Genomic DNA, 24310 nt, shown 5'->3' on the forward strand with positions numbered 1-24310 from the left:
CGGGTATCGCAGCGCTGAGCGACGTCGCACCCAGACGTCCGCGACAGCCAGCCCAAAGGTTCACCGCAGCAAGGAGTTCCACAGTGACCGCACCCACAATCGGATCGGCCCGCGACGTTGTCGACTACCTGAAAGCCCAACACGAGTCCATCAGGGCGCTGTTCGTCGAAACTCTCGACGCCGCCGATGCGGCGACTCGCCAGGAGGCGTTCACCCGGCTCCGGACCATGCTCGCGGTGCACGAGACGGCCGAGGAAATGGTGGTGCACCCCCGAGTGCGCCGCAAGGCAGAGGACGGCCGCCAGATCGTCGACGACCGGCTCGCCGAAGAGCACGAGGCCAAGGTGTTGCTGCGCGACATCGAGGCACTGCCGATCGACGGCGCCGAGTTCAGTAAGGCATTGATCCATCTGCAGGCTGCCGTGCTCGAACACGCCAAGCACGAAGAGGAACTCGAGTTCACCGCGCTGGAGGCAGCCGTGAGCGACGACGAGCTGGCCAAGCTCGCCGATGCCGTCGCGGTGGCCGAGCGCATCGCCCCCACCCACCCGCACCCGGGTGTGGAATCCGCGGCGGCCAACTTCGCCGTCGGCCCGTTCGCCTCGGTGCTCGACCGCGCCCGCGACGCGCTGGGCCCGGTGTTCGGCACCAGCCGCACCTGACCGCCATCGTGACTGATCAGAGCCCCGACGCCGCCTTCAACAGCATGGTGTCGCTGCTCGACTATCCGATGTTCGTCGTGACCACCGCAGCCGGTGACCGCCTATCCGGCTGCCTGGTCGGCTTCACCTCGCAGACCAGCATCAACCCGCCACGGTTCCTGGTCGGGCTGTCCCGGAAGAACCACACGTTCACCGTAGCCCGCGACGCCGAACACCTCGCCGTGCACCTGTTGCCCCGCGAGCAGCGCAAGGTCGCCGAACTGTTCGGCGGCACCACCGGCGACACCACCGACAAATTCGCGCAGTGCGCCTGGCATCACGGCCCCCACGGTGTGCCGGTGCTCGACGCGGCGTCGGCGTGGTTCGTCGGACGGGTGCTCCGGCGCTTCGATCTCGGCGACCATGTCGGGCACCTGCTGGAGCCCGTGGACGGCTGCGCCCCGGACGAACTCGGCGAACTGATCTCGTTCTCCGACGTCCGCGACATCGAGCCCGGGCACCAGGCATGACCCTCGTCGACACGCTCGCCCCCGGCGGCGCCGCCGAGGACCACGGTTACCGACCGGCGCCGCCGGGTCTGCGCGCGAACATGATCTTCAGTGCCGACGGCGCCGCAGGCTTTGCGGGCCGCGCAGGCCCGCTCTCCTGCCCGACGGACTACCAGCTGCTACTGGCCTTGCGCGCCTACGCCGATGTGGTGCTGGTCGGGGCCGGCACCGCCCGCGCAGAGGATTACGGACCGGTCCGGCTTCGTGCCGACCACGCCGCCCAGCGAAAGCAGTTGGGGCTCAGCGCCGATCCGCCCCCCATCGCCGTGGTGTCGGCGAGCGGGCGGCTCCCCGAGAAACTGTTGACCGCGCGGCCGATCCTGGTGACCTGCGCCCGTGGGGCGCGCGACGCCCGCCGCGATCTCGACGTCATCGTCTCCGGGGATGAGACCGTGGACATAAGCCACGCCGTCGGCCAGCTCCGCGACCGGGGGATGCACCGGATTCTGTGCGAGGGCGGGCCCACGCTGCTCGACGAACTGGTGGTTGCCGACCTCGTCGACGAACTGTGCGTGACGCTGGCACCACGGCTGGCGGGGCACCAGCAGATCGGCCGCGGCGCACCGGCGGGTTTGCCCGCGCCGAGGGGGTTACGGCTCGGGCACCTGCTGGTCGGCGCGGACGACTATCTCTATCTGCGGTACCAGCGTCAGTGAAACCGGCTCAGCCCGGCAGGGTTTCGCCACCGATCGGGGCGAGCACCTCACCGCTGTAGTACGACGACATCCGCGATGCCGCGAAGAACACGTAGGACGGCGCGATCTCGTCCGGTTGGGCGGCCCGGCCCATCGGCACCTGCTCGCCGAACGACTCGGTCTTCTCGGCGTCCATGGTCGCCGGGATCAACGGCGTCCACACCGGCCCCGGTGCGACACAGTTGACGCGGATGTTGCGCTCTGCCAGCGACTGTGCCAGCGAGTACGTCAACGCGATCACCGCGCCCTTGGTCGCCGAGTAGTCGATCAGGGACTTGTTGCCGCGCAGCCCGTTGATCGAGCTGGTGTTGATGATCGCCGACCCGTCCGGCAGATGCTGCAGCGCCGCCTTGGTGACGTGGAAGAAGCTGTCGATGTTCACCGCGAAGGTACGCCGCCACTGCTCGTCGCTGATCTCGGCAAGATCGTCCATCGGAGACTGAAAGGCGACGTTGTTGACGACGATGTCCAGTCCGCCAAGCTGTTTGACCGTGTCTTCGACCACGGCGCGGCAGTGCGCGGCATCGGCGAGGTCACCGGGCAGGGGCACCCCGCGCTGTCCGGCCGCTTCGATCAACGACACCGTGTGTTTGGCGTCGGCGTCCTCCTCCAGGTATGCGATGGCCACATCGGCGCCCTCTTTGGCGAACGCGATCGCCACCGCTCTGCCGATGCCGGAATCTCCTCCGGTGATCAGCGCGCGTTTGCCGGCAAGCAGCCCGGTACCGGTGTAGTCGCGCATCTCGTCGCGGGGCCGGGGTGCCATGTCGGCGGTTTCGCCGGGGTAGGGAATCACTGCATCGGGAGTCACATCGTCGGTCACGGCGGAGGCGTACCCGGCGCCGGCCGGGCGAAACAAACCCGCCGGGTGAATCTACGGCGTCCGGGGTTCACGGCGGCCGTCGCGCATGATCAGCGGCAGCACCAACCAGAACACCGTGAACAACGCCAGCGCGCAGGCCCCGGACACCAGGGCCGGGGTCAGTCCCGCGACGGCGTCGAAGATGATGACGGTGACCCCGGTCACCGCGAGGGCCAGCAGCACCAGCCCTGCGTACGCGCACCGGTGCGCCGCGCGCACCAGCGAGTCGAGACGGTGCCGACGAAACAGCAATCGGTGCATGCCCACCGGGGCGATCAGCAGCGCGGTCGAGGCGACCGCGGCACACACGGTGGCCAGGAACACCAGCTGCATCGGACCGTCCAAGATGTCGAACCGCTGCTGGAACGGCAGCGTCAACAGGAATCCCGTCAGCAGCTGGACACCGGTCTGCACCACGCGCAGCTCCTGCAGCAGACTGGCCCAGTTCCGGTCCAGCCGCTCGGTCTCGGTCTCGCTGCGCCGACTGGGATCCCAATCCGCATCGCGGTCCGCGCCGTCTACCTCCATTCGACCGATCCTTCCATTTTCGGCGGCGTGACGCACCGAGTTTGGACGGCCACTGCCGGGGTAGACGGTCAGGGACGTATGACAGTTCTGCACGCGCATCGCCCTGGTGCTGCGTGCAGGTGTCCTTGTGCCGCATACACATTGGAGTGACGATGAGCAGAATCGCGAGATCGCTGTACACGCCGCTGTCGGTGGCCGCCGGAGTCGGCGGCGGATTGCTGGCCGGGTCGATCTTCGGTCAGGTCTGGAAGCGGATCGGTGACAACGATCCCGAACCGCCCGATCCGAAAGATCTCAGCCACTCGACCGCCACCGTCATGGTCGCCGCCGCGATCCAGGGTCTGATCATGGGCTTGGTCCGGGCCTCGATTCAGCGGGCCAGCGCCCACGGTTACCACGCTGTGACCCACGAGGCTCCGCCAGCGTAGCTGCGGCGCCGAGTTCATAGCTGTTTCACAGTTATCGGTGAGCAGCTTCTTAGCCAGCGGCCTCACCGTGGAACCATGGCTGCCATCATCGAAGGTCCGCACGCACGACGCTCTCTGGCCGACGAGACACGGCGCACCTGGCTCACCGCCCTGTTCGCCCTCGCCGCGAGCCTCGGTGTGATGTTGCTCGCGACGCCCGGGGCGGTCTCCCCGGTCGCCTACTGGGCGGTGTCGTCGATCGCGCTGACGACTGCGCTGGTGGTTTTCGTCGCCGGCGGGCACGCCTGGGACCGGATGCTGGTGAGTGCCCGGGCGGCCGGGCTGGTCGGGAACTGACCGACTCACCGCCCCAGCGGCATCAGCGTCACCGCCGGCCGCGGTAGCCGCCAGCGCGCACACCCCTCTTCGAGGGCGTCGTCGACCGCCGACGCGATCGCGACCAGTTGGCGCCCTCCCCCGGCCAGCCACATGCCCACCGGGCCACCGCCCAAACTGATGCGGGCCGGCGCCATACCGCAGCGCCTCATCAATGCCAGCCGCGACAGCAGACGCTCCGCCGCCGCGCCCCACTCGGCGCTCCCATCCGAATCGGCGACGTCGCAGTGCATTCCGACGATGTCGAGCCGGCGCTCTCCGATCACGGCGGGGCCGCGGTCGTCTACGTAGATGTGCTTGCTCGACGCCGGGCATCCCGCCAAGACGTCGACGTGGCGGTCCTCGGACACCACGAAACGCTGCACCCCCGATGCCGCCGCACGCCGGATCGTGCCGGCGTCCCCGCAACGCAGCACCACGTGCGTCGGACACACCCCACTGGCCCGCACCAGGTCCAGGTCGCCGCCGTCAGCCACGGTGACCACCAGCCCGTGCCCACGCACCCAGCCGGCCACCGCCGGATTCCCCAGTGCCGAGGCCGGCAGCCCGCACCCGACCAGCGGCAGCGCCCGCCGCGCGGTGCGGATGGCGGTGGGCAACCGATGCGGAACCGAGCGCGCGCCGAGAACAGTCATGAATTCGGTGTACGCCCACAACCTGGCAGTCCGCCCTGATCCATGCAGATCCCTGACGGCGCATTCCCAGAATTTGACGCCCTCTTGACGCCCGCAAAAACTCCGTAAAAGCGCCGCACCGCACCGTCAAGAAACCGTCAATGCCCAGCTCAGCGGGCAGCTGTCGGGCATACGTTGGTCTCCGTTTCCCGCCACCACCGGCGGGGGTTGCTCAACAAGTGCAGGAGTGCCGATACCCGTGCTGTCCGTCCTCGTCTACGTGCTGCTGACCGTCGCGGTCTTCACCGCGCTCGGCCTGATCCAGAAGTGGGTCGAAACCCTGTGACCCAGAACCTGGTCGGCCTGGCCATCGCCGCGCTCCTCGTGGTGTACCTGTTCGCGGCGCTGCTGTTCCCGGAGCGGTTCTGATGAGCGGCACCCTCGCGGGAATCCTGTTCCCGGTCTCGCTGCTGATGGCGCTCGCTGCGGTGCACGTACCGCTGGGCGACTACATGTACCGCGTCTACAACACCACCGCGGACTCCCGCGCAGAACGTCTCATCTACCGCCTCATCGGCGCGGACCCGGACGCCGAGCAGACCTGGGGCGCCTACGCGCGCAGCGTGCTCGCGTTCTCCGCAGTCGGTGTGCTGCTGCTGTTCGCGCTCCAGCTGGTGCAGGGCAGACTTCCGCTCGCCCTCGATCCGGCCACCGAGATGACCCCCGCCCTGGCGTGGAACACCGCGGTCAGCTTCGTCACCAACACCAACTGGCAGGCGTACTCCGGCGAGTCCACCCAGAGCCATCTGGTGCAGATGGCCGGGCTGTCGGTGCAGAACTTCGTCTCGGCCGCCGTCGGCATGGCCGTGGCGGTGGCGTTCGTGCGTGGTCTGGCCCGCCGCAGCACCGCCGACCTCGGCAACTTCTGGGTCGACCTGGTGCGGGGAGCGTGCCGGATCCTGCTGCCGATCTCGATCGTCGGGGCGATCATCCTGATCGCCGGCGGTGTCATCCAGAACTTCGCACCGCACGACCAGATCGTCACGACGCTGGCCGGTGCGCAACAGACCATCCCCGGCGGTCCGGTCGCCAGCCAGGAGGTCATCAAGGAACTCGGCACCAACGGCGGTGGCTTCTTCAACGCCAACTCCTCGCATCCGTTCGAAAACCCCACCCCGTGGACCAACTGGATCGAGAACTTCCTGCTGCTGGTCATCGCCTTCTCGATGCCACGGATGTTCGGCCGGATGGTGGGCAGCACCCGGCAGGGACTGGCAATCGTGGCCGTGATGTCGGTCATCGCGGTCATCAGCGTCGGCCTGACCATGTTCTTCCAACTGCAACACCACGGCACCGTCCCGACGGCGGCCGGCGGTTCCCTCGAAGGCGTGGAACAGCGCTTCGGCGTGGCCAATTCGGCGGTGTTCGCCGCGAGCACCACGCTGACCTCGACAGGTGCGGTGAACTCGTTCCACGACTCCTACACCAGCCTCGGCGGGCTGATGTTGCTGTTCAACATGCAACTCGGCGAAGTGGCGCCCGGCGGTGTCGGATCCGGTCTGTACGGCATGCTGATCCTGGCGATCATCACGGTGTTCGTCGCCGGCCTGATGGTCGGGCGAACCCCGGAATACCTCGGTAAGAAGATCACCCCGCGCGAGATCAAGCTGGCTGCAACATATTTCCTGATCACCCCGCTGATCGTGCTGACCGGGACCGCGGTGGCGTCGGCGATGCCCGGCCAACGCGACGCGATGCTCAACACCGGCCCGCACGGCCTGTCCGAGGTGCTGTATGCGTTCACCTCCGCGGCGAACAACAATGGGTCGGCGTTCGCCGGGCTGAGCGTGGACACCACCTGGTACAACATCGCGCTCGGGCTGGCCATGCTGGTCGGCCGGTTCCTGCCCATCATCGTCGCCCTCGCCCTCGCCGGCGCCCTGGCCAGGCAGGGCAGGACCCCGGAGTCGGTGGGCACGTTGCCCACCCACCGTCCGCAGTTCGTCGGCATGGTCACCGGCGTGACGCTGATCCTGGTCGCCCTGACCTTCCTGCCCATGCTCGCACTCGGGCCACTCGCCGAAGGGATCCACGTATGACCGTCACCGATTCCCCGCACTCGCACGAGCGTGAAGGTGGCGGCGCCTTCGAGACCGAGCGTGAAGCCACCGTCACCCGCGGACGCACCAAGACCCGCGGCGGACTGCTGAATCCGACGCTGGTGTTGAGGTCGATGCCGGACGCGGTGCGCAAACTCGACCCGCGCACACTGTGGCGTAACCCGGTGATGTTCATCGTCGAGATCGGGGCGCTGTGGAGCACGGTGCTGGCCCTCGGCGACCCGAGCTTGTTCGCGTGGCTGATCGTCGGTTGGCTCTGGCTCACCGTACTCTTCGCCAACCTCGCCGAGGCCGTCGCCGAAGGCCGCGGGAAGGCCCAGGCCGAAACCCTACGCAAGACCCAGACCGCGACGATGGCGCGCCGGCTCACCGGCTGGTCGCCCGGCAACACCGGGACGACCCCGCCGGACGTGACCGAGGAACAGATCGCGGCAGCTCTGCTCCAGCAGGGCGACATCGTGGTCGTCGAGGCTGGACAGACCATCCCCGGTGACGGCGACGTGGTGGAAGGCATTGCGTCGGTGGATGAATCGGCGATCACGGGCGAGTCGGCGCCCGTCATCCGGGAATCCGGCGGTGACCGCTCGGCCGTCACCGGCGGCACCACCGTGCTGTCCGACCGCATCGTCGTGAAGATCACGCAGAAGCCCGGGGACAGCTTCATCGACCGGATGATCGCGCTCGTCGAAGGCGCCGAACGGCAGAAGACCCCGAACGAGATCGCGCTGAACATCCTGCTCGCCTCGCTGACCATCATCTTCGTGTTCGCCGTGGTGACCCTGCAACCGCCGGCGATCTACTCGCAGACCAACAACCCCGGCGTGCCGGACAGCCTGGCGCTCAACGAAAACGGTGTCACCGGCATCGTCCTGGTGGCGCTGCTCATCTGCCTGATACCCACCACCATCGGCGCCCTGTTGAGCGCCATCGGCATCGCCGGCATGGACCGACTCGTCCAGCGCAACGTGCTCGCCATGTCGGGTCGCGCCGTAGAAGCCGCCGGAGACGTCAACACCCTCTTGCTGGACAAGACCGGAACCATCACGCTCGGCAACCGGCAAGCCGCCGAATTCATCCCGCTCACCACGGTCGCCGCTGATGCGCTCGCCGACGCCGCGCAGTTGTCCAGCCTCGCCGACGAAACACCGGAGGGACGTTCCATCGTCGTCTTCGCCAAACAAGAGTTCGGCTTGCGGGCCCGCACAGCCGGTGAGCTCACCCACGCCACCTGGATCGAGTTCTCGGCGACCACCAGGATGTCGGGCGTCGATCTCGACGACCACCAACTGCGCAAAGGCGCGGCAACCGCGGTAGCCGACTGGGTCCGGTCCGAAGGCGGCACCGTGCCAACGGAACTCGCCGACATCGTGGACCGCGTCTCGGCATCGGGCGGGACGCCGCTGGCGGTCGGTGAGATCAAGGACGGCCGGGCTCGCGCGCTCGGTGTGATCCATCTCAAGGACGTCGTCAAACAGGGCATGCGGGAGCGCTTCGACGAGATGCGCCGGATGGGCATCCGCACCGTGATGATCACCGGTGACAACCCGTTGACCGCCAAGGCGATCGCCGAGGAGGCCGGGGTGGACGACTTCCTCGCCGAAGCCACCCCCGAAGACAAGATGGCCCTGATCAAGAAGGAGCAGGCCGACGGCCGACTCGTCGCGATGACCGGGGACGGCACCAACGATGCCCCCGCACTCGCCCAGGCCGACGTCGGTGTCGCGATGAACAGCGGCACGTCGGCGGCCAAAGAGGCCGGCAACATGGTCGACCTCGATTCGGACCCGACCAAGCTGATCGAGATCGTCGAGATCGGCAAGCAGCTGCTGATCACCCGGGGCGCGTTGACCACCTTCTCCATCGCCAACGACATCGCGAAGTACTTCGCGATCATCCCCGCGCTGTTCGTCGGGCTGTTCCCCGGCCTGGATCTGCTCAACGTCATGCGGCTGCACAGCCCGCAGTCGGCCATCCTGTCTGCGGTCATCTTCAACGCCATCGTCATCGTCGCGCTGATCCCGTTGTCGCTGCGCGGTGTTCGCTACACCCCCGGCAGCGCATCGAAGCTGCTGAGCCGCAACCTCGCCGTATTCGGGCTCGGCGGGCTCGTCGCGCCGTTCCTCGGCATCAAAGTCATCGACCTGTTCGTCGCACTCTTCCCGGGAATGTGAGCATGAGAACCTCCACCATCGTCCGCCGGCACTGGGCGGCACTTCGCGCGCTGCTGCTCTTCACGGTCATGCTCGGACTGGCCTATCCGCTGCTGATCTGGGTCATCGCCCAGCTTCCTGTGCTGTCCGACAAGGCCGACGGCTCGGTCCTCGACGCCGCCGGGGCACCAGTCGGCAGCCGCCTCATCGGCCAGCTGTACACCGATGCCGACGGCGTCCCGCTGCCGCAGTACTTCCAGGGCCGACCCTCACAGGCCGGGGACGGATACGATCCACTCTCGACCGGCGCGAGCAACCTCGGACCGGAAGACATCGTCGACCGGCCCGGGCAGCCGAGCCTGCTGACGCAGGTGTGTGCCCGCAGCCGCGCGGTCGGCGAACTCGACGAGGTGGACGGTGCGCGGCCGTTCTGCACCGAGACCGGGGTGGGGGCGGTGCTGTCGGTGCTCGGACCGCGCGACGCCGGGGGCGGCGTTGCACACCCGACCCGCGTCGTCAGCGTCAACGAGCCGTGCAGCGACACGCCGACGCCGTTCGTCGAGACGTACCTGGGTGTTCGGGTGGAATGCGCGACCCCCGGCGAGGATCACCGCCTCGGACAGCTGGTGCCGATCCGGGGTTCCGCATCGGCCCACCCGGCGGTGCCCGCCGACGCCGTCACCGCCAGTGGCAGCGGATTGGACCCGCACATCTCCCCCGGCTACGCCGCCCTCCAGGTAGACCGCGTGGCCCGAGCCCGCGGCCTGGACCCCGAACTGGTGCGTGCGCTCGTCGACCGGCACACCGACGGACGCACCCTCGGATTCCTCGGCGAGCCCCGGGTCAATGTGCTTGAGCTCAACCTTGCCCTGGACGGGACGATCCCGGACGGGGGCTGATCACACAGTGGATGATGAACCCGTGGCGGAACCACCATCGCAGCAGCCCAAACGCGGAGAGCTGCGCATCTACCTGGGTGCGGCACCCGGGGTCGGCAAGACCTACGCCATGCTCGGCGAGGCACACCGACGCCTCGAGCGCGGCACCGACGTGGTCGCCGCCGTTGTCGAAACCCACGGCCGCAAGAAGACCGCCGAACTGTTCGCAGGCATCGAGACCGTCCCCGCCGCGATGATCCCCTACCGCGGGCGCGAGTTCGCCGAACTCGACGTCGAGGCGGTAAAGCGCCGCAACCCCGCGGTGGTGCTCGTCGACGAGCTCGCCCACACCAACACCCCTGGAAGCCGCAACGCCAAACGCTGGCAGGACATCGAGGAACTGCTCGCCGCCGGTATCACGGTGATCACCACCGTCAACGTGCAGCACCTGGAGAGCCTCAATGACGTCGTCACCCAGATCACCGGGATCGAGCAGCAGGAGACGGTGCCCGACGAAGTGGTGCGTGCCGCCGATCAGGTCGAGCTGGTGGACATCACCCCGGAAGCGTTGCGGCGCAGGCTCGCCCACGGAAATGTCTATGCGCCCGAGCGGGTCGACGCAGCGCTGTCGAACTACTTTCGCCGCGGCAACCTCACCGCGTTGCGCGAGCTGGCATTGTTGTGGCTGGCCGACCAGGTCGATGCGGCGCTGGAGAAGTACCGCGCCGACAACCGCATCACCGACACCTGGGAGGCGCGCGAACGCGTGGTCGTCGCGGTCACCGGCGGGCCGGAGTCCGAAACCCTGGTGCGCAGGGCTTCTCGCATCGCGTCGAAATCCAGCGCCGAGCTGATGGTCCTCCACGTGGCGCGGGGCGACGGCTTGTCCGGAATCTCCGCTCCCCAGATGGGCCGGGTTCGCGAACTCACCGCCAGCCTCGGCGCCACCCTGCACACCGTCGTCGGCGACGACGTGCCGGCGGCGCTGCTCGATTTCGCGCGAGAGATGAACGCCACCCAGTTGGTGCTCGGAACATCCCGGCGGTCCCGATGGGCGCGAATCTTTGACGAGGGCATCGGCGCCACCGTGGTGCAGAAGTCGGGTCGGATCGACGTCCACATGGTGACCCACGAGCAGGCGGGCGGGGAATCACTCTGGGCCCGGGTGTCTCCGCGGCAACGTCATGCCGTCTCGTGGCTGGCCGCCCTGGCAGTGCCGGGCGCCATCTGCGCGGCCACCGCCCTGGTGCTGGACCGCTTCCTGGGCATCGGCGGGGAAAGCGCAATCTTCTTCATCGGGGTTCTGGTTGTCGCCCTCCTCGGCGGCGTTGCGCCCGCGGCACTTTCGGCCGTGCTGTCGGGCATGCTGCTCAACTACTTCCTCACCGAGCCCAGATACACCTTCACCATCTCCGAGCCCGACAGCGCGATCACGATCGTGGTGCTGTTGGTCGTCGCCGTCGCGGTCGCCGCGCTCGTCGACGGCGCCGCGAACCGGGCGCGCGAGTCCCGCCGAGCCGCGCAGGACGCCGAACTGCTCGCGTTGTTCGCCGGCGCGGTGCTGCGCGGAGCCGACCTGAACGCCTTGCTCGAGCGGGTCCGCGAGGTGTACTCCCAGCGATCGGTGAGCCTGCTGCGCGGGCAGGCGCACGGCGGCGGGGTGGTCGGTTGTGCCGGCCGCGAACCGTGCGTGACGGTGGAGGACGCAGACACCGCGCTCGAAGTCGGATCCAAGGACGAACCCGAGGAGTTCTGGCTGCTGATGGCCGGGCGACGTCTCGACGCCCGCGATCGCCGGGTGCTCAGCGCGGTGGCCAACCAGGCCGCAGGACTGGCCAGGCAGCGCGAGCTCGCGGCAGAGGCAGGCAAAGCGGAGGCCATCGCGCGCGCCGACGAACTGCGCCGCTCGCTGCTGTCGGCGGTCAGCCATGACCTGCGCACCCCGCTGGCCGCGGCCAAGGCCGCCGTATCGAGCCTGCGCAGCGAGGACGTCGGCTTCTCGCCGGAGGACACCGCCGAACTCCTGGCGACCGTCGAGGAGTCCATCGATGCGCTTTCGGGTCTGGTCGGCAACCTGCTGGACTCGTCGCGGCTGGCCGCAGGCGTGGTGCGGCCCGATCTGCGACCGGTGTACCTGGAGGAGGCGGTACCACGGGCACTGCTCGGAATCAGCCGCGGCAGTACCGGATTGCGGACCCCACTGGACCGGGTGAAGGTGGAGGTCGGCGGCACCGTCGCACTGGCCGACAGCGGCCTGCTGGAGCGGGTGCTGGCCAACCTGATCGACAACGCCCTGCGCTACGCCCCCGACAGCCCGGTCCGTGTGTCGGCCGGTCGCGTCGGCGATCGGATACTGGTCGCGATCGCCGACGAGGGCCCCGGGATCGCCCGCGGCGCCGAGACCCGGCTGTTCGCACCGTTTCAGCGGCTCGGAGATCAGGACACCAGCAGCGGTGTCGGCCTGGGTCTCTCGGTGGCCCGGGGCTTCGTCGAGGCGATGGGAGGCACGATCTGGGCCACCGACACCCCGGGTGGGGGGCTTACCGTCGAGATCGAGCTGGCGGCTCCACGATGACCCCGGCCAAGACCAGGGTGCTCGTCGTCGACGACGAACCGCAGATCCTGCGGGCGCTGCGGATCAACCTGTCGGTGCGCGGCTACGACGTGCGCACCGCGGCCACCGGCGCCGAGGCGCTGACCACCGCAGCCGACCACAAACCGGATGTGGTGATCCTCGACCTCGGCCTGCCCGACATGTCGGGAATCGAGGTGCTGGGCGGCTTGCGCGGCTGGCTGTCGGCCCCGGTCATCGTGCTCTCCGCTCGCAGCGACTCCTCGGACAAGGTCGAGGCACTCGATGCCGGCGCCGATGACTACGTCACCAAACCCTTTGGTATGGACGAGTTCCTGGCCCGGTTACGGGCGGCCGTACGGCGCGGCGCCACCGCGGCGGACACCGACGAGCCGGTCGTCGAGACGCCGTCGTTCACCGTCGACCTCGGCGCGAAGCGGGTGACCAAGAACGGCGCCGAAGTACATCTGACACCCACCGAGTGGGGCATGCTGGAGATGCTGGTCCGACACCGCGGCAAACTGGTCGGGCGCGAGGAACTGCTCAAGGAGGTGTGGGGCCCCGCCTACGCCAAGGAAACCCACTATCTGCGGGTCTATCTGGCGCAGTTGCGGCGCAAGCTCGAAGACGACCCGGCGCATCCGGTGCACCTGCTCACCGAGGCGGGTATGGGCTACCGCTTCCAGCAGTGAGCCGCTATTCCGCGCGAGGTCCGGCCGGGACCTCGGCGGCCAGCGTGATCAACCGGTCACGCACCAGGTCCGGGCGTTCGTCGACGATGAAGTGCCCGCCGTCGATCAACTCCAGGGTGTAGTCGTCGGCTCGCGCGGTCTCCGCCGCGGCCAGCTCCGGGGCGATCGCGGCGTCGTTGCGGCCGAACAACACCCGGGTCGGCACCGTGGAGCGTCGCCGCTCACCGGAGCGGGTCAATCGCGGGATCTCCCGGACCAGGAACGTGCGGTACGTGTCGCGGGCGGTGCGGGCCACCACCGGGTCGCGGAACCGCTCGGTGTACACCCGCGCCGTCTGTGCGTCCACCTCGGAGACCTGCCGGTAGGCGCGGTCCAGGAAGCCGGTGTGCCGCTGCACCGGCACCCCGGCGATCGCGATCAGCGGCTGATACATCAGGAACCGCCACGCGTGTCGCGCCATGACCTTGGGCGGCACCCAGGGATGGGCGATGTTGAGCGCCAGATAGCCGTCGATGCGCTCGGGCACCCGCAGTGTCAGCAGATGTCCCAGGAAGCCACCCCAATCGTGGCCCACCAGCAGTACCCGCTCCAGGCCCATGGCATCCATCAGCGCCACCAGATCGGTGACCACGTCCTCCTTGGCCCACCGGTGCGGCGGCGGCCCGGACCATCCGTAGCCGGGCAGATCCGGGGCGATGATGCGCAGGCCGGCCGGCGGATCGGCGAGCAGATCCCGGTACACCCAGTGGTGCTGCGGCCAGCCGTGCAGCGCCAGCACCGGCCTGCCGTCCTCGGGTCCGGCCTCGGTCACGTGGAAATCGACCCCTCGGACGGTGACGCGGTGGCGGCGCACCCCTCCGATCGGCGGGGGTTGGTTCGTCATGACCCTGAGAGTAATCGGAAGGGTCTACGGTGCTGATATGCCCGGGTACCGAGACCTCTTCGACGCCAGCATCAACGACCCCGTCGCCTTCTGGGGCGCCGCCGCCGAGGCTGTGACCTGGACACGAGCCCCGCAGCGGATCCTCGACGACGACAACCCGCCCTTCTACCGGTGGTTCCCCGACGCCGAGCTGAACACCTGCGCCAACGCGCTGGACCGGCATGTCGACGGCGGGCAGGCCGGCCGGCCGGCCCTGATCTACGACTCGGCCGTCACCGACACCAAGCGCACCTACACCTACGCCGAACTGCTCGATCAGACCGCCCGCTTCGCCGGCGCGCTGCGCACGCTCGGCGTCGGCAAGGGCGACCGCGTGGTGATCTACATGCCGATGATCCCCGAGGCGGTCATCGCGATGCTGGCCTGCGCCCGCCTGGGGGCCGTGCACTCGGTGGTGTTCGGCGGCTTCGCACCGCACGAACTCGCGGTCCGCATCGACGACGTCCGCCCGACCGTGGTGGTCTCGGCGTCGTGCGGAATCGAACCCGGCCGGATCGTGGAGTACAAGCCGATGCTCGACGCGGCGATCGGCATGACCCGCTATCCCCCGCGGCATTGCGTAGTGGTGCAACGAGATCGGCATCGTTGCGACCTCGTCGAAGGCCGCGACCTGGCCTGGGCCGATGTGATGGCGGATGCCGAGCCCGTCGACCCGGTTCCCGTCGCCGCCACCGACCCGCTGTACGTGCTCTACACCTCCGGCACCACGGGCAAACCCAAGGGCATCGTCCGCGACAACGGCGGCCATGCGGTGGCGCTGTCGTGGAGCATGCGCCACATCTACGACATCGCACCCGGCGACGTCTTCTGGGCGGCCTCCGACGTCGGCTGGGTGGTGGGCCACTCCTACATCGTCTACGCGCCGCTGCTGGTCGGTGCCACCACCGTGCTCTACGAGGGCAAGCCGGTCGGCACCCCCAACCCCGGCGCGTTCTGGCGGGTGGCCGCCGAGCACGGCGTCAAGGCGCTGTTCACCGCGCCGACGGCGATCCGCGCGATCCGCAAGGAGGACCCGGAGGGCAAGTATGTCGGCGACTACGACCTGTCGGGCCTGAAATACCTGTTCCTGGCCGGTGAACGTCTCGACCCCGACACCTATCACTGGGCGACAGACAAACTCGGCATCCCCGTCGTCGACCACTGGTGGCAGACCGAGACCGGGTGGGCCATCGCGGCCAATCCGATGGGCACAGAAGCACTTCCGATCAAAGCGGGCTCACCCACGGTGCCGATGCCGGGCTACGACGTGCGCATCCTGCATGACCACGGGCACGAGTGCGAGCGGGGCCAGGACGGGGCGATCTGCATCCGGCTGCCCCTGCCGCCCGGCACGCTCCCCACGCTGTGGAACGCCGACGACCGCTACCAGGCGTCCTATCTGACCGAGCATCCCGGCTACTACCTGACCGGCGACGGTGGCCGGTTCGACGAGGACGGCTACCTGTTCGTGATGGGCCGCATCGACGACGTCATCAACGTGGCCGGACACCGGTTGTCGACCGGCGCGATCGAAGAGGTGCTTGCGACCCATCCCGCGGTCGCCGAGTGCGCCGTGATCGGGGTGGCCGACGAGATCAAGGGGCAGGCGCCACGCGGGCTGGTCGTCGTCAAGGCCGGAGCGTCGACCGACGGTCTGGCCGACGAGCTGGTCCAGCTGGTGCGCGACGAGATCGGCGCGGTCGCGGCGTTCAAGCTCGTCGACGTCGTCCCGGCGCTGCCCAAGACCCGGTCGGGCAAGATCCTGCGCAAAACCATGCGCGGTATCGCCGCCGGCCGCGACGAGCCGGTGCCGTCGACCATCGAGGATCCGGGCGTGCTCGACGCGCTCGCGCCGATCCTGCGCGGCTGACGCACGCCGGCCGACGCACACGGCCGACGCACCACGGCCGACGCACCGCGGTGTTACGCACCGGCCAACATGGGTATCTCCCCAGCACGCACGTCAATATGCGTTCGGGAGGGAGGCGGGCCGTGGCGTCGAAGCCGAAATACATGGCGGTGCAGGGCGCGGCGGTGCTGATGGCGATCGTGCTGACAGCGGTCGGCATCCTGGGTTTCATCCCCGGTGTCACCGCCGACCTCGATCAGCTCGGTTGGGTCGGCAGGCATTCCGGCGCCAGCCTCTTCGGCACCTTCGCGGTCTGCGCTGTGGTCAACATCGTCCATATCCTGTTGGGCGTGGCCGGATTCCGTTTCGCGCGCAGCTATGCCGGCTCGCGAGCCTACCTGTTGGGCGGTGGTGTGCTCTATCTCGGGCTGTGGCTGTACGGCGCGCTCATCGAATTCGGCAGCGAGGCACACGTCATCCCGCTCAACACCGCCACCAATCTGCTGCATCTGGGGCTCGGCGGGGTGATGGTTCTGCTCGCGGTCACGTTGGCCGGCCAGCACGATCCGACGAAGCGGCGCCCCCGGATTCGGCGGGCCCCATCGCACTAGATCAGGCGATCGAGAGCGCGATACCGTCGAGGATGTCGTGTTCGCTGACCACCAGTTCGGCGATGCCGGCCCGCTCCCCCAGCACCGCCGCCAATTCCTGCACGATCAGCGCCCCGCCGCCGATGACGTCGACGCGACCCTCGTGCATGGGCCCCAGCGCGGCCCGCTGTTGTCGCGTCATCGCCAGCAGCTCGTCGCACACCGGCAGCAACTCGTCGAAACCGACGCGGGACAAATGGATGGCGTCGGAGTCATAGGTGCTCAGCCGGCGCGCCAGGGCGGCCAGCGTCGTCATCGTCCCGGCCACGCCCACCCAGGTGCGGGCCCGCTCGACCGGAACCACCTGCATCACCTCGGCCAGAGCGTCGCGCACCACCGCACGCGCCGCCTCGATCTCCTCGGCCGTCGGCGGATCCGACCGCAGACAGCGTTCGGTCAGCCGCACACAGCCGATGTCGGCGGAGTAGGCGGCGTCCACGTCACCGGTCCCGAGGACCACCTCGGTCGAACCGCCGCCGAGGTCGACAACCACGAAAGGTGCTGTGGTGGTGTCGAGTTCACCAACCGCACCGCGGAACGACAGCGCTGCCTCCTCGGTGCCGGTGATCACCTCGGCCGAAGCACCGGGCACCACGGCGCCCAGCAGTTGCGAGGTCATCGCGAAGAACTCATCGCGATTGGACGCATCGCGCGCCGCCGACGTCGCCACCATCCGCACCGCCGCGACCTCGCTGCGCCGCATCAACTCGGTGTAATCGGACAGCGCGACATGGGTGCGGGCCAATGCGTCCGGTGCGAACTGCCCGGTCGCGTCGACACCCTGGCCCAGCCGCACGATCCGCATCTCCCGGTGCACGTCGCGCACCACGCCGTCGGCGACGTCGGCGATCAGGAGCCGAATCGAGTTCGTCCCGCAGTCGACCGCCCCGACCCGGGTCACGGCGTCCACACCTCGCGGTCCAGGATCCCGGCCATGCCGGGTTCGGCGGCGAGCACCGCCAGCGCTTGGTCACCGAACGGGTTCACACCCGGTCCTTTCGCCAGAGAATGAGCGATCACCACGTGCAGGCACTTGACCCGGTCGGGCATACCGCCACCGGAGAACGTGGTGCCCAGAGGTTCGATCGCATCCCGTTCTGCCAGATACGATTCGTGCGCCCGCCGGTACGCCGCGGCCAGATCGGGATCCTCGGCCAGCCGTTGCGTCATGTCCCGCATCATGCCCGAGGACTCCAGCCTGCTGGCGGCGGCGGTCAGGGCGGGGTGGGTCAGGTAGAACAGCGTCGGAAACGGAGTGCCGTCAGGCAGTTTCGGCGCGGTCTTCACCACCCCGGGCTCCCCGTTGGGACAGCGGTAGGCGACCTCGAGCACGCCGCGCGGTTCCCGGCCCAACTGCCGCGCGACTGCTTCGAGATCCGAGGGCTCAACCACCGGGCGGCGGCGCATCGGGGGCGACCGGTTCGGGCGCTCCCGGCGCCCCGGGCGGGGTGGGCGGCGCCGTCGGCAACGCGCCGTGCGGAGTGTCGGCGATGGTGCCCCACAGCGCGGTGTACCAGGGATCGTTGCTCTTGGCCTCGGCGAGTTCCTCCGGTGAGGCCTCCGGCTCCGCCGCGCCAGGGGGCAGCTGCACCTGGTAGGGGATCTCGCCGGGCATGACGAAACCGAGCCGTTCCCTGGCCTGCGCGGCGATGAACACCGGATCGGCGTACTTGGCCTTCTGCTCTTCGAGTTCGGCGATCTGCTCACGCAGCTGCGCCTCACTGGCCTGCAGTTGTTTCATCTCGGTGCGCTGCGAGAAGTATGTCCGCACCGGCCCGGCGATCGTCAGCGTCAACACGCACACCACCGCGGCCAGAATCGCCGCCCGGCGCGCGGCCGAGCCGAACCGCTGCTCGGCGGCCTGTTCGGCGGACGCGATGATCGACTGCCGGATCGAACCCGGACCGTCGCCCTCGGCGTCGTCGACGGACTCGGGTTCGGCGCGGGCGCCGGTGATCGCCTTGGGCGCGCGGGTCGCGTCGCGGCGCCCCCCGGCGCCGCGAGGCTTTCCCCGCGCCGCGTCACCGGACTTGCCCGGCCGGGACGCAGGGGCCTTCTTGCCCCTGCCGTCCGCAGCGGACCGCCGGCGAGGATCTGGCCGATTCGCGTCGGGCACGGGTTATTTGGTCTCCACACTGAATCGCGGGAAGGCCAGGTCGCCGGCATAGCGGGCCGCGTCGCCGAGTTCCTCCTCGATGCGCAGCAGCTGGTTGTACTTGGCCACCCGCTCGCTGCGGGCCGGTGCGCCGGTCTTGATCTGTCCGCTGCCGACCGCCACCGCGAGATCGGCGATGGTGGTGTCCTCGGTCTCGCCGCTGCGGTGGCTCATCATCGTCTTGTAGCCGGCGTTGTGCGCCAGCGACACCGCATCGAGGGTCTCGGTCAGCGTGCCGATCTGATTCACCTTCACCAGCAGCGCGTTCGCCGCACCCCGCTCGATGCCGTCCTCCAGCCGCTCGGGGTTGGTGACGAACAGGTCGTCGCCGACGATCTGCACCTTGTCCCCGATCGCCGTGGTCAGAGCCACCCAGCCGTCCCAGTCGTCCTCGGACAGCGGATCCTCGATCGACACCAGCGGGTAGGCGCCGAGGAGTTCGGCGTAGAAGGTGGCCATCTCATCGGCGCTGCGGGTCTGCTTCTCGAAGGCATAGCCGGCGCCGTCGGTGTGGAACTCGGTCGCGGCGACATCGAGGGCAAGCGCCACATCGCTGCCGACCTTCAGGCCGGCGGCTTCGATCGCGGTGCCGATCAGGTCCAGCGCCGCCTTCGTGCCCGGCAGGTCGGGCGCGAAGCCGCCCTCGTCGCCGAGCCCGGTGCCCAGGCCCTGCTTCTTGAGCACGGACTTCAGCGAGTGGTACACCTCCGCCCCCCACCGCAGCGCTTCCTTGAACGACGGGGCGCCGATCGGGGCGATCATGAACTCCTGGACGTCGACGCCGGTGTCGGCGTGCGCGCCGCCGTTGATGATGTTCATCATCGGCACCGGAAGGATGTGTGCGTTGGGTCCGCCCAGGTAGCGGAACAGCGGCAGCTCCGCCGACTGCGCCGCGGCCTTGGCCACCGCCAGCGACACTCCGAGGATCGCGTTGGCGCCCAGCCGCGACTTGTCGGGGGTGCCGTCCAGGTCGACCAGCGCCTGATCGACCAGCCGCTGCTCGTCGGCGCCCAGGCCGATCACCGCGGGCGCGATCTCGTCGAGCACCGCTTCGACCGCTTTCTCGACGCCCTTACCCAGGTAGCGGGACCCACCGTCGCGCAGCTCGACGGCCTCGTGTTCGCCGGTCGAGGCGCCCGAGGGCACTGCGGCACGCGACACCGTGCCGTCCAGAAGCCCCACCTCGACCTCGATTGTCGGATTCCCCCGGGAATCGAGGATCTCGCGGGCACCGACCTGCTCGATGATGGGCACTTTCTTGCCTCCTGGTCTCTGCACGGACATGTCTGCACGTTGAGCCTAGAGCGTGGCCGGGTCGGGGGCGCCCTCAGAGCGGATGTCCCGCCGCATAGGCGGTCGCCCAGTCCCGGACCGTGCGGGCGTACTGATCGGAATAGTTGTAGGCGCGCAGGGCTTCCATCCAGCCCCGCGGCCTGGACAGATCCTTGCCGCGCCAGCACAGGTAGCCGGCGGCCGACAGCGCCGCGTCGTCGATGTTGTCGACGCTGATCACGCCGTCGTTGTTGGCGTCGACCCCGTAGAGCCGCCACGTCTCCGGGATGAACTGCATCGGCCCCATCGCCCGGGCGTACGGCTCGTCACCCTTGTTCTCGATGGCCGGGTCGTGGCTGACCGCGTCGTGGTCCAGGATCGCCAGGTTACCCGCGGTCCCGTCGAGCAGCACCCCGCGGATCGGCGGCCGCACCTCACCGTCGGCGGATACGGTCGCGCCCCGGTAGGTGCCATGGTGGCTTTCCACCTGACCGATGCCGGCCAGCGTCGTCCATTTCAGGTTGCAGCCGGGGTTCTCCACCTCGGCGACCCGCGCGGCGTAGGCGTAGGCCTCCAGTGCCGTCACCGGGATGCCCAGCGCCGGCGCCCGCTCGGCGGCCCATTCGTGCAACTGGTCGGCCGGTCGCCCCTGGACGTAGGTGTCGATCTGCGGGACCGGGTCGCCGGCCGGTGGCGGCACGCCCTCGGGAATCGGGGTACCGATCTGCCACGAGCAGCTGGCAGCCAGCAACAGCGCTGTCGCGCCCATCACGGCCACCGCCTGTAGCCAACGCACCCGCGTCACCGGACTCCTCAACCCGCTCTGGTTCGTAGCCCATGTTCCCACGCGATGTGGTACTGACGACCCATCCCGGGCCGACGGACCCGGGTGTACATTCTCTCTGCGCCCCTGAAACTGAGGTGAGCCACACCTTGCTTTGGCAAGGCTGAGCTGATGGCGCACGGCGTAGCGAGGACTATTCGATGGTTGCTGGTCTCGACCCATTGGTCACCACCTACTACGCGGCTCCGAACACCGGTTCACAGCTTTTCGGCAGCGGACTCATAGGTTTGCGCGAGGGGCTGGAAGCGGCCATCGTGATCTCCGTCCTGGTGGCGTTCCTCACCAAATCCGACCGCCGCGACGCCCTCAAATGGGTGTGGCTCGGCGTCGGCGCCGCGATCGCGATGACCATCGCGGTGTTCCTGACCATCCAGTTCGGAGAGAACACCATCACCGGCCTGGCCGCCGAGGCGATCGCCGGTGTCGCGTCGCTGATCGCCGTGGCGATCGTCACCACCATGGTGCTGTGGATGAAAAAGGCCGCCGCAACCATGTCCGGTGAACTGCGCAACGAGATGGCGCGCGCACTGGAGACCGGCCCGCTGGCGGTCGCCCTGCTGGCTTTCCTGGCGGTGGGCCGCGAAGGGGTGGAGACCGCGCTGTTCATGGTCGGCTACGCCGAGGCGCAGACTCCCTGGCCACTGATCGGCCTGATCACCGGGGTGGCGATCGCCGGCGCCATCGCCTACGCGATCTATCGCGGCGCGCTGAGCCTCAACCTCGGCAAGTTCTTCACCTACACCGGCGTGTTCCTCATCTTCATCGCCGCAGGCATCCTGTCCTACGGCGTGGGAGCGCTACAGACCGTCGGCTGGCTGCCCGGCCTGGCCGACCGCGCGTTCGACATCAGCACCTGGTTCAACTGGTCGTCCTGGTACGGCGAGATCGTCCAGGGGATCTTCAATGTCACCCCGACCCCCACCGTGCTTCAGCTCGGTGGCTATCTGACCTACCTCGTCGTGGTGCTGGCGCTGTTCCTGCGCCCCACCCCGACGCCGGCGGCCAAAACCTCGACACAACCCGATCCCTCCCCCGAAAGGTCCACCACGTGAAGGTTCAATCCAGCGCGGCAGTGCTGACAGCGGCACTGGCAGCGTTCGCGCTGACCAGCTGCCAAGCCAAGGAAGAGGCGCCCGCAGCCTCCGAGGACGGCGGGAGCACCGCCGCCTCCGAGATCACCGTCGAGGCCTCCGACACCTCCTGCACGCTGTCGGGCACCGAGGGCAGCACCGGGGCGAACACCTTCGTCATCACCAACAACGGCACCAAGGTGACCGAGTTCTACGTCTACGGCGAGGGCGAGCGCGTGATGGGCGAGGTCGAGAACATCTCCCCCGGGCTGCAGCGAAAACTGATCGTGCAGCTCAGCCAGCCCGGCACCTACCAGACCGCATGCAAGCCCGGGATGATCGGCGACGGAATCCGCGGTGAATACACCGTCACCGGCGAGGAAGTGCAGATCGACACCGAGGGCAAGTTCAAGGAAGCCGCCGACAACTACAAGCGCTACGTCAACAGCCAGGTCGAAGCCCTCGTTCCGGCCGTCGAAGCGTTCGCCGCCGCCATCAAGTCCGGCGACGTCGAGGCCGCCAAGGCCCAGTACCCGACCTCACGCGTCTACTACGAGCGCATCGAGCCCGTCGCCGAGTCGTTCCCCGACGATCTCGATCCGCGCATCGACCTGCGGGAGGCCGACCTGGAGCCCGGCCAGAAGTGGACCGGCTTCCACCGGCTGGAGAAAGACCTGTGGGTAAGCGGTCTGCAGCCCGACACCAACGAGATCGCCGACCAGCTGGTCGCCGACGTCAAGGAGCTGCAGGCCGGGGTGAGCGCACCGGACTTCACCGTGGACTCCACCCAGATCGCCGGCGGCGCACAGGGTCTGCTCGACGAGATCGCCACCAGCAAGATCACCGGCGAAGAGGACATCTTCAGCCACACCGACCTGTGGGACTTCAACGCCAACCTGCAGGGATCCCAGACCGCGGTCGCATCGGTGCGCCCGATCCTCGACGAGCGCAACCCCGATCTCGGCACCCGGGTCGATCAGCGCTTCGAAGAGGTCGAGGCGCTGCTCGAAAAGTACCGGGAGGGCGACGGTTTCGTCAGCTACGACACGGTGACCGAACCGGAGCGGCAAGAACTCTCACGCGCGATCGACGCGCTGAGCAAAGAGGTCAGCCAGGTGCAAGGTGTCATCGCCCAACAGTGACGCCGAACAGGAGCGACCCGGGCTGAGCCGGCGCAAGCTGTTCGGCGCCGCCGGGGTGACCGCGGCGGTGGTGGGCGCGGCCGGCGCGGGTGCGTTCGCCGGCCGCGCGTCGGCAGCCAAGGTTCCCGACCACCTACAGACCGCGGTGCCGTTTCGCGGCGAGCATCAGGCCGGCATCGTCACCGAGGCGCAGGACCGGATGCACTTCGCCACGTTCGACGTGACCACCAAAAGCCGCGACGACGTCGTCACGATGTTGGCCGACTGGACCGAGATGGCCGAACGGATGACGCAGGGCAAGGAGGCGTTCCCCAACGGCGCCACCGGACAGAACCCGTACTCGCCACCGTCGGATACCGGGGAGGCCCTGGGCCTGCCGCCCTCCCAGTTGACGCTGACCATCGGGTTCGGACCGTCGTTCTTCCGCAAGGACGGGGTGGACCGGTTCGGCATCGCCGACAAGTCGCCGGCCGAGCTCGTCGACCTGCCCAAGTTCCCCAACGAGAAGATCGACCCGGCCCGCAGCGGCGGCGACATCGTGGTGCAGGCCTGCGCGAACGACCCCCAGGTGGCCGTCCACGCGATCCGTAACCTGGCACGCATCGGGTTCGGCACCGTCGCGGTGCGCTATTCCCAGCTCGGGTTCGGCCGCACCTCGTCGACCACCCGGGACCAGGCCACGCCGCGAAACCTGTTCGGGTTCAAGGACGGAACGGCCAACATGCGCTCCGACGAGACCGAGAAACTCGACAAGTTCGTCTGGGTCGGCGACGGTGACGGCCCCGACTGGATGACCGGCGGCACGTATCTGGTGGCCCGGCGGATCCGCATGCTCATCGAGCAGTGGGATCGCACCACGCTGCTGGAGCAGGAACGGGTCACCGGCAGGCAGAAGGGCAGTGGCGCCCCGATGGGCCTGACCGACGAGTTCGACGAACTCGACTTCGATCTGACCGACGACAAAGGCGAGCCGCTGATCGATCCGGTGGCCCACGTCCGGCTGGCCTCCCCGGAGAATCTCGGCGGCATCGAGATCCTGCGGCGCGGATACAACTTCACCGACGGCTCGGACGGCTTCGGCCACCTCGACGCGGGCCTGTTCTTCATCGCGTTCGTGCGCAACCCGGTCACGCAGTTCGTGCCGATGCAGAACGCGATCTCCCGCCAGGACGCGATGAACGAATACGTCATGCCCACCAGTTCGGCGGTATTCGCCTGCCCACCGGGAATTCCGGAAGGCGACACCTCGAGCTTCTGGGGTTCGACACTGTTCGACTGAGCA

The 24310-nt window shown here is 68.7% G+C and carries 26 protein-coding genes; 17 read left to right on the forward strand and 9 right to left on the reverse strand.

The features are described from left to right. Positions 1-83: 83 nt before the first annotated feature. The 3 genes from ACNUDN_RS21345 to ACNUDN_RS21355 are packed head-to-tail and all read left to right on the forward strand — an operon-like array spanning position 84 to position 1866. Positions 84-662, forward strand: a complete 579-nt coding sequence (locus tag ACNUDN_RS21345) for a hemerythrin domain-containing protein (protein WP_419123755.1) — start codon at positions 84-86, stop codon at positions 660-662. Positions 663-706: 44 nt separating this feature from the next. Then, complete coding sequence (locus tag ACNUDN_RS21350) at positions 707-1171, forward strand: flavin reductase family protein (protein ID WP_419125249.1); 465 nt, start codon at positions 707-709, stop codon at positions 1169-1171. Further along, positions 1168-1866 (forward strand): pyrimidine reductase family protein, encoded by a 699-nt coding sequence (locus ACNUDN_RS21355; protein ID WP_419123756.1) that lies wholly within the window; start codon positions 1168-1170, stop codon positions 1864-1866. The genes ACNUDN_RS21350 and ACNUDN_RS21355 overlap by 4 nt, the downstream gene beginning before the upstream one ends. Positions 1867-1873: 7 nt before the next feature. Here the strand turns inward: ACNUDN_RS21355 and ACNUDN_RS21360 are convergent, their stop codons facing one another. Together ACNUDN_RS21360 and ACNUDN_RS21365 are read right to left on the reverse strand one after the other, a co-directional pair. Further along, the gene (locus ACNUDN_RS21360; protein ID WP_419125250.1) at positions 1874-2671 is read right to left on the reverse strand and encodes an SDR family oxidoreductase; all 798 of its coding nucleotides are present in this window, start codon (positions 2669-2671) and stop codon (positions 1874-1876) included. A gap of 108 nt (positions 2672-2779) precedes the next feature. Continuing rightward, positions 2780-3295 carry a DUF6328 family protein gene (locus ACNUDN_RS21365; protein WP_419123757.1) on the reverse strand — a complete coding sequence of 172 codons (516 nt, stop codon included), beginning with the start codon at positions 3293-3295 and terminating at the stop codon, positions 2780-2782. A gap of 152 nt (positions 3296-3447) precedes the next feature. Here ACNUDN_RS21365 and ACNUDN_RS21370 point away from each other — a divergent pair, with 152 nt between their 5' ends. Together ACNUDN_RS21370 and ACNUDN_RS21375 are read left to right on the forward strand one after the other, a co-directional pair. Beyond that, positions 3448-3723 carry a DUF4235 domain-containing protein gene (locus ACNUDN_RS21370; RefSeq protein WP_419123758.1) on the forward strand — a complete coding sequence of 92 codons (276 nt, stop codon included), beginning with the start codon at positions 3448-3450 and terminating at the stop codon, positions 3721-3723. Between the two features lie 75 nt (positions 3724-3798). After that, positions 3799-4059 carry a hypothetical protein gene (locus ACNUDN_RS21375; RefSeq protein ID WP_419123759.1) on the forward strand — a complete coding sequence of 87 codons (261 nt, stop codon included), beginning with the start codon at positions 3799-3801 and terminating at the stop codon, positions 4057-4059. A 5-nt stretch (positions 4060-4064) separates the two neighbouring features. Here the strand turns inward: ACNUDN_RS21375 and ACNUDN_RS21380 are convergent, their stop codons facing one another. Continuing rightward, on the reverse strand, positions 4065-4733 hold the full coding sequence (locus ACNUDN_RS21380; RefSeq protein ID WP_419123760.1) for a type III PLP-dependent enzyme domain-containing protein: 669 nt from the start codon (positions 4731-4733) through the stop codon (positions 4065-4067). A 226-nt stretch (positions 4734-4959) separates the two neighbouring features. On the opposite strand from ACNUDN_RS21380, the gene ACNUDN_RS21385 reads away from it, so the two are divergent. The 7 genes from ACNUDN_RS21385 to ACNUDN_RS21415 all read left to right on the forward strand — a co-directional run bounded on the left by ACNUDN_RS21385 (position 4960) and on the right by ACNUDN_RS21415 (position 13124). After that, the gene (locus ACNUDN_RS21385) at positions 4960-5058 is read left to right on the forward strand and encodes a potassium-transporting ATPase (RefSeq protein WP_419123761.1); all 99 of its coding nucleotides are present in this window, start codon (positions 4960-4962) and stop codon (positions 5056-5058) included. After that, the gene (gene kdpF / locus ACNUDN_RS21390; RefSeq protein ID WP_419123762.1) at positions 5040-5141 is read left to right on the forward strand and encodes a K(+)-transporting ATPase subunit F; all 102 of its coding nucleotides are present in this window, start codon (positions 5040-5042) and stop codon (positions 5139-5141) included. Before ACNUDN_RS21385 ends, kdpF begins: the two co-directional genes overlap by 19 nt. Further along, positions 5141-6811 (forward strand): potassium-transporting ATPase subunit KdpA, encoded by a 1671-nt coding sequence (gene kdpA, locus ACNUDN_RS21395; RefSeq protein WP_419123763.1) that lies wholly within the window; start codon positions 5141-5143, stop codon positions 6809-6811. The genes kdpF and kdpA overlap by 1 nt, the downstream gene beginning before the upstream one ends. A gap of 134 nt (positions 6812-6945) precedes the next feature. Then, on the forward strand, positions 6946-9003 hold the full coding sequence (gene kdpB / locus ACNUDN_RS21400; protein ID WP_419125251.1) for a potassium-transporting ATPase subunit KdpB: 2058 nt from the start codon (positions 6946-6948) through the stop codon (positions 9001-9003). A gap of 2 nt (positions 9004-9005) precedes the next feature. Further along, on the forward strand, positions 9006-9881 hold the full coding sequence (locus ACNUDN_RS21405; protein ID WP_419123764.1) for a potassium-transporting ATPase subunit C: 876 nt from the start codon (positions 9006-9008) through the stop codon (positions 9879-9881). Continuing rightward, positions 9829-12435 (forward strand): DUF4118 domain-containing protein, encoded by a 2607-nt coding sequence (locus ACNUDN_RS21410; protein WP_419123765.1) that lies wholly within the window; start codon positions 9829-9831, stop codon positions 12433-12435. Before ACNUDN_RS21405 ends, ACNUDN_RS21410 begins: the two co-directional genes overlap by 53 nt. Then, positions 12432-13124, forward strand: coding sequence for a response regulator (locus ACNUDN_RS21415; RefSeq protein ID WP_419123766.1), 693 nt, complete (start codon positions 12432-12434; stop codon positions 13122-13124). The genes ACNUDN_RS21410 and ACNUDN_RS21415 overlap by 4 nt, the downstream gene beginning before the upstream one ends. A gap of 4 nt (positions 13125-13128) precedes the next feature. On the opposite strand, the gene ACNUDN_RS21420 is transcribed toward ACNUDN_RS21415, so the two are convergent. Continuing rightward, the gene (locus tag ACNUDN_RS21420) at positions 13129-14007 is read right to left on the reverse strand and encodes an alpha/beta fold hydrolase (protein ID WP_419123767.1); all 879 of its coding nucleotides are present in this window, start codon (positions 14005-14007) and stop codon (positions 13129-13131) included. Positions 14008-14044: 37 nt separating this feature from the next. On the opposite strand from ACNUDN_RS21420, the gene ACNUDN_RS21425 reads away from it, so the two are divergent. Further along, positions 14045-15916: a propionyl-CoA synthetase gene (locus ACNUDN_RS21425; protein ID WP_419123768.1), complete on the forward strand. Its 1872-nt coding sequence runs from the start codon at positions 14045-14047 to the stop codon at positions 15914-15916. A 122-nt stretch (positions 15917-16038) separates the two neighbouring features. Next, the gene (locus tag ACNUDN_RS21430; RefSeq protein WP_419123769.1) at positions 16039-16506 is read left to right on the forward strand and encodes a DUF4383 domain-containing protein; all 468 of its coding nucleotides are present in this window, start codon (positions 16039-16041) and stop codon (positions 16504-16506) included. A gap of 1 nt (position 16507) precedes the next feature. Here ACNUDN_RS21430 and ACNUDN_RS21435 read toward each other — a convergent pair whose 3' ends face one another. The 5 genes from ACNUDN_RS21435 to ACNUDN_RS21455 form a co-directional block, all read right to left on the reverse strand. Next, positions 16508-17446 (reverse strand): Ppx/GppA phosphatase family protein, encoded by a 939-nt coding sequence (locus ACNUDN_RS21435; RefSeq protein ID WP_419123770.1) that lies wholly within the window; start codon positions 17444-17446, stop codon positions 16508-16510. Next, positions 17443-17937: a DUF501 domain-containing protein gene (locus ACNUDN_RS21440; protein WP_419125252.1), complete on the reverse strand. Its 495-nt coding sequence runs from the start codon at positions 17935-17937 to the stop codon at positions 17443-17445. Before ACNUDN_RS21440 ends, ACNUDN_RS21435 begins: the two co-directional genes overlap by 4 nt. Continuing rightward, complete coding sequence (locus ACNUDN_RS21445; protein ID WP_419123771.1) at positions 17930-18661, reverse strand: FtsB family cell division protein; 732 nt, start codon at positions 18659-18661, stop codon at positions 17930-17932. The genes ACNUDN_RS21440 and ACNUDN_RS21445 overlap by 8 nt, the downstream gene beginning before the upstream one ends. Positions 18662-18664: 3 nt before the next feature. Then, positions 18665-19954: a phosphopyruvate hydratase gene (eno, locus tag ACNUDN_RS21450; RefSeq protein ID WP_419125253.1), complete on the reverse strand. Its 1290-nt coding sequence runs from the start codon at positions 19952-19954 to the stop codon at positions 18665-18667. Positions 19955-20027: 73 nt separating this feature from the next. After that, positions 20028-20777 (reverse strand): lytic transglycosylase domain-containing protein, encoded by a 750-nt coding sequence (locus ACNUDN_RS21455; protein WP_419123772.1) that lies wholly within the window; start codon positions 20775-20777, stop codon positions 20028-20030. A 179-nt stretch (positions 20778-20956) separates the two neighbouring features. On the opposite strand from ACNUDN_RS21455, the gene efeU reads away from it, so the two are divergent. Genes efeU through efeB form a run of 3 tightly spaced genes read left to right on the forward strand, consistent with a single transcriptional unit; the run spans position 20957 to position 24307 of the window. Further along, positions 20957-21868: an iron uptake transporter permease EfeU gene (gene efeU / locus ACNUDN_RS21460; protein WP_419123773.1), complete on the forward strand. Its 912-nt coding sequence runs from the start codon at positions 20957-20959 to the stop codon at positions 21866-21868. Continuing rightward, positions 21865-23028, forward strand: a complete 1164-nt coding sequence (gene efeO, locus ACNUDN_RS21465; protein WP_419123774.1) for an iron uptake system protein EfeO — start codon at positions 21865-21867, stop codon at positions 23026-23028. The genes efeU and efeO overlap by 4 nt, the downstream gene beginning before the upstream one ends. Beyond that, positions 23009-24307 (forward strand): iron uptake transporter deferrochelatase/peroxidase subunit, encoded by a 1299-nt coding sequence (gene efeB, locus ACNUDN_RS21470; protein ID WP_419123775.1) that lies wholly within the window; start codon positions 23009-23011, stop codon positions 24305-24307. The genes efeO and efeB overlap by 20 nt, the downstream gene beginning before the upstream one ends. Positions 24308-24310: the final 3 nt, after the last annotated feature.

The organism is Mycobacterium sp. smrl_JER01, assembly GCF_048513595.2.
Lineage (GTDB): Bacteria > Actinomycetota > Actinomycetes > Mycobacteriales > Mycobacteriaceae > Mycobacterium.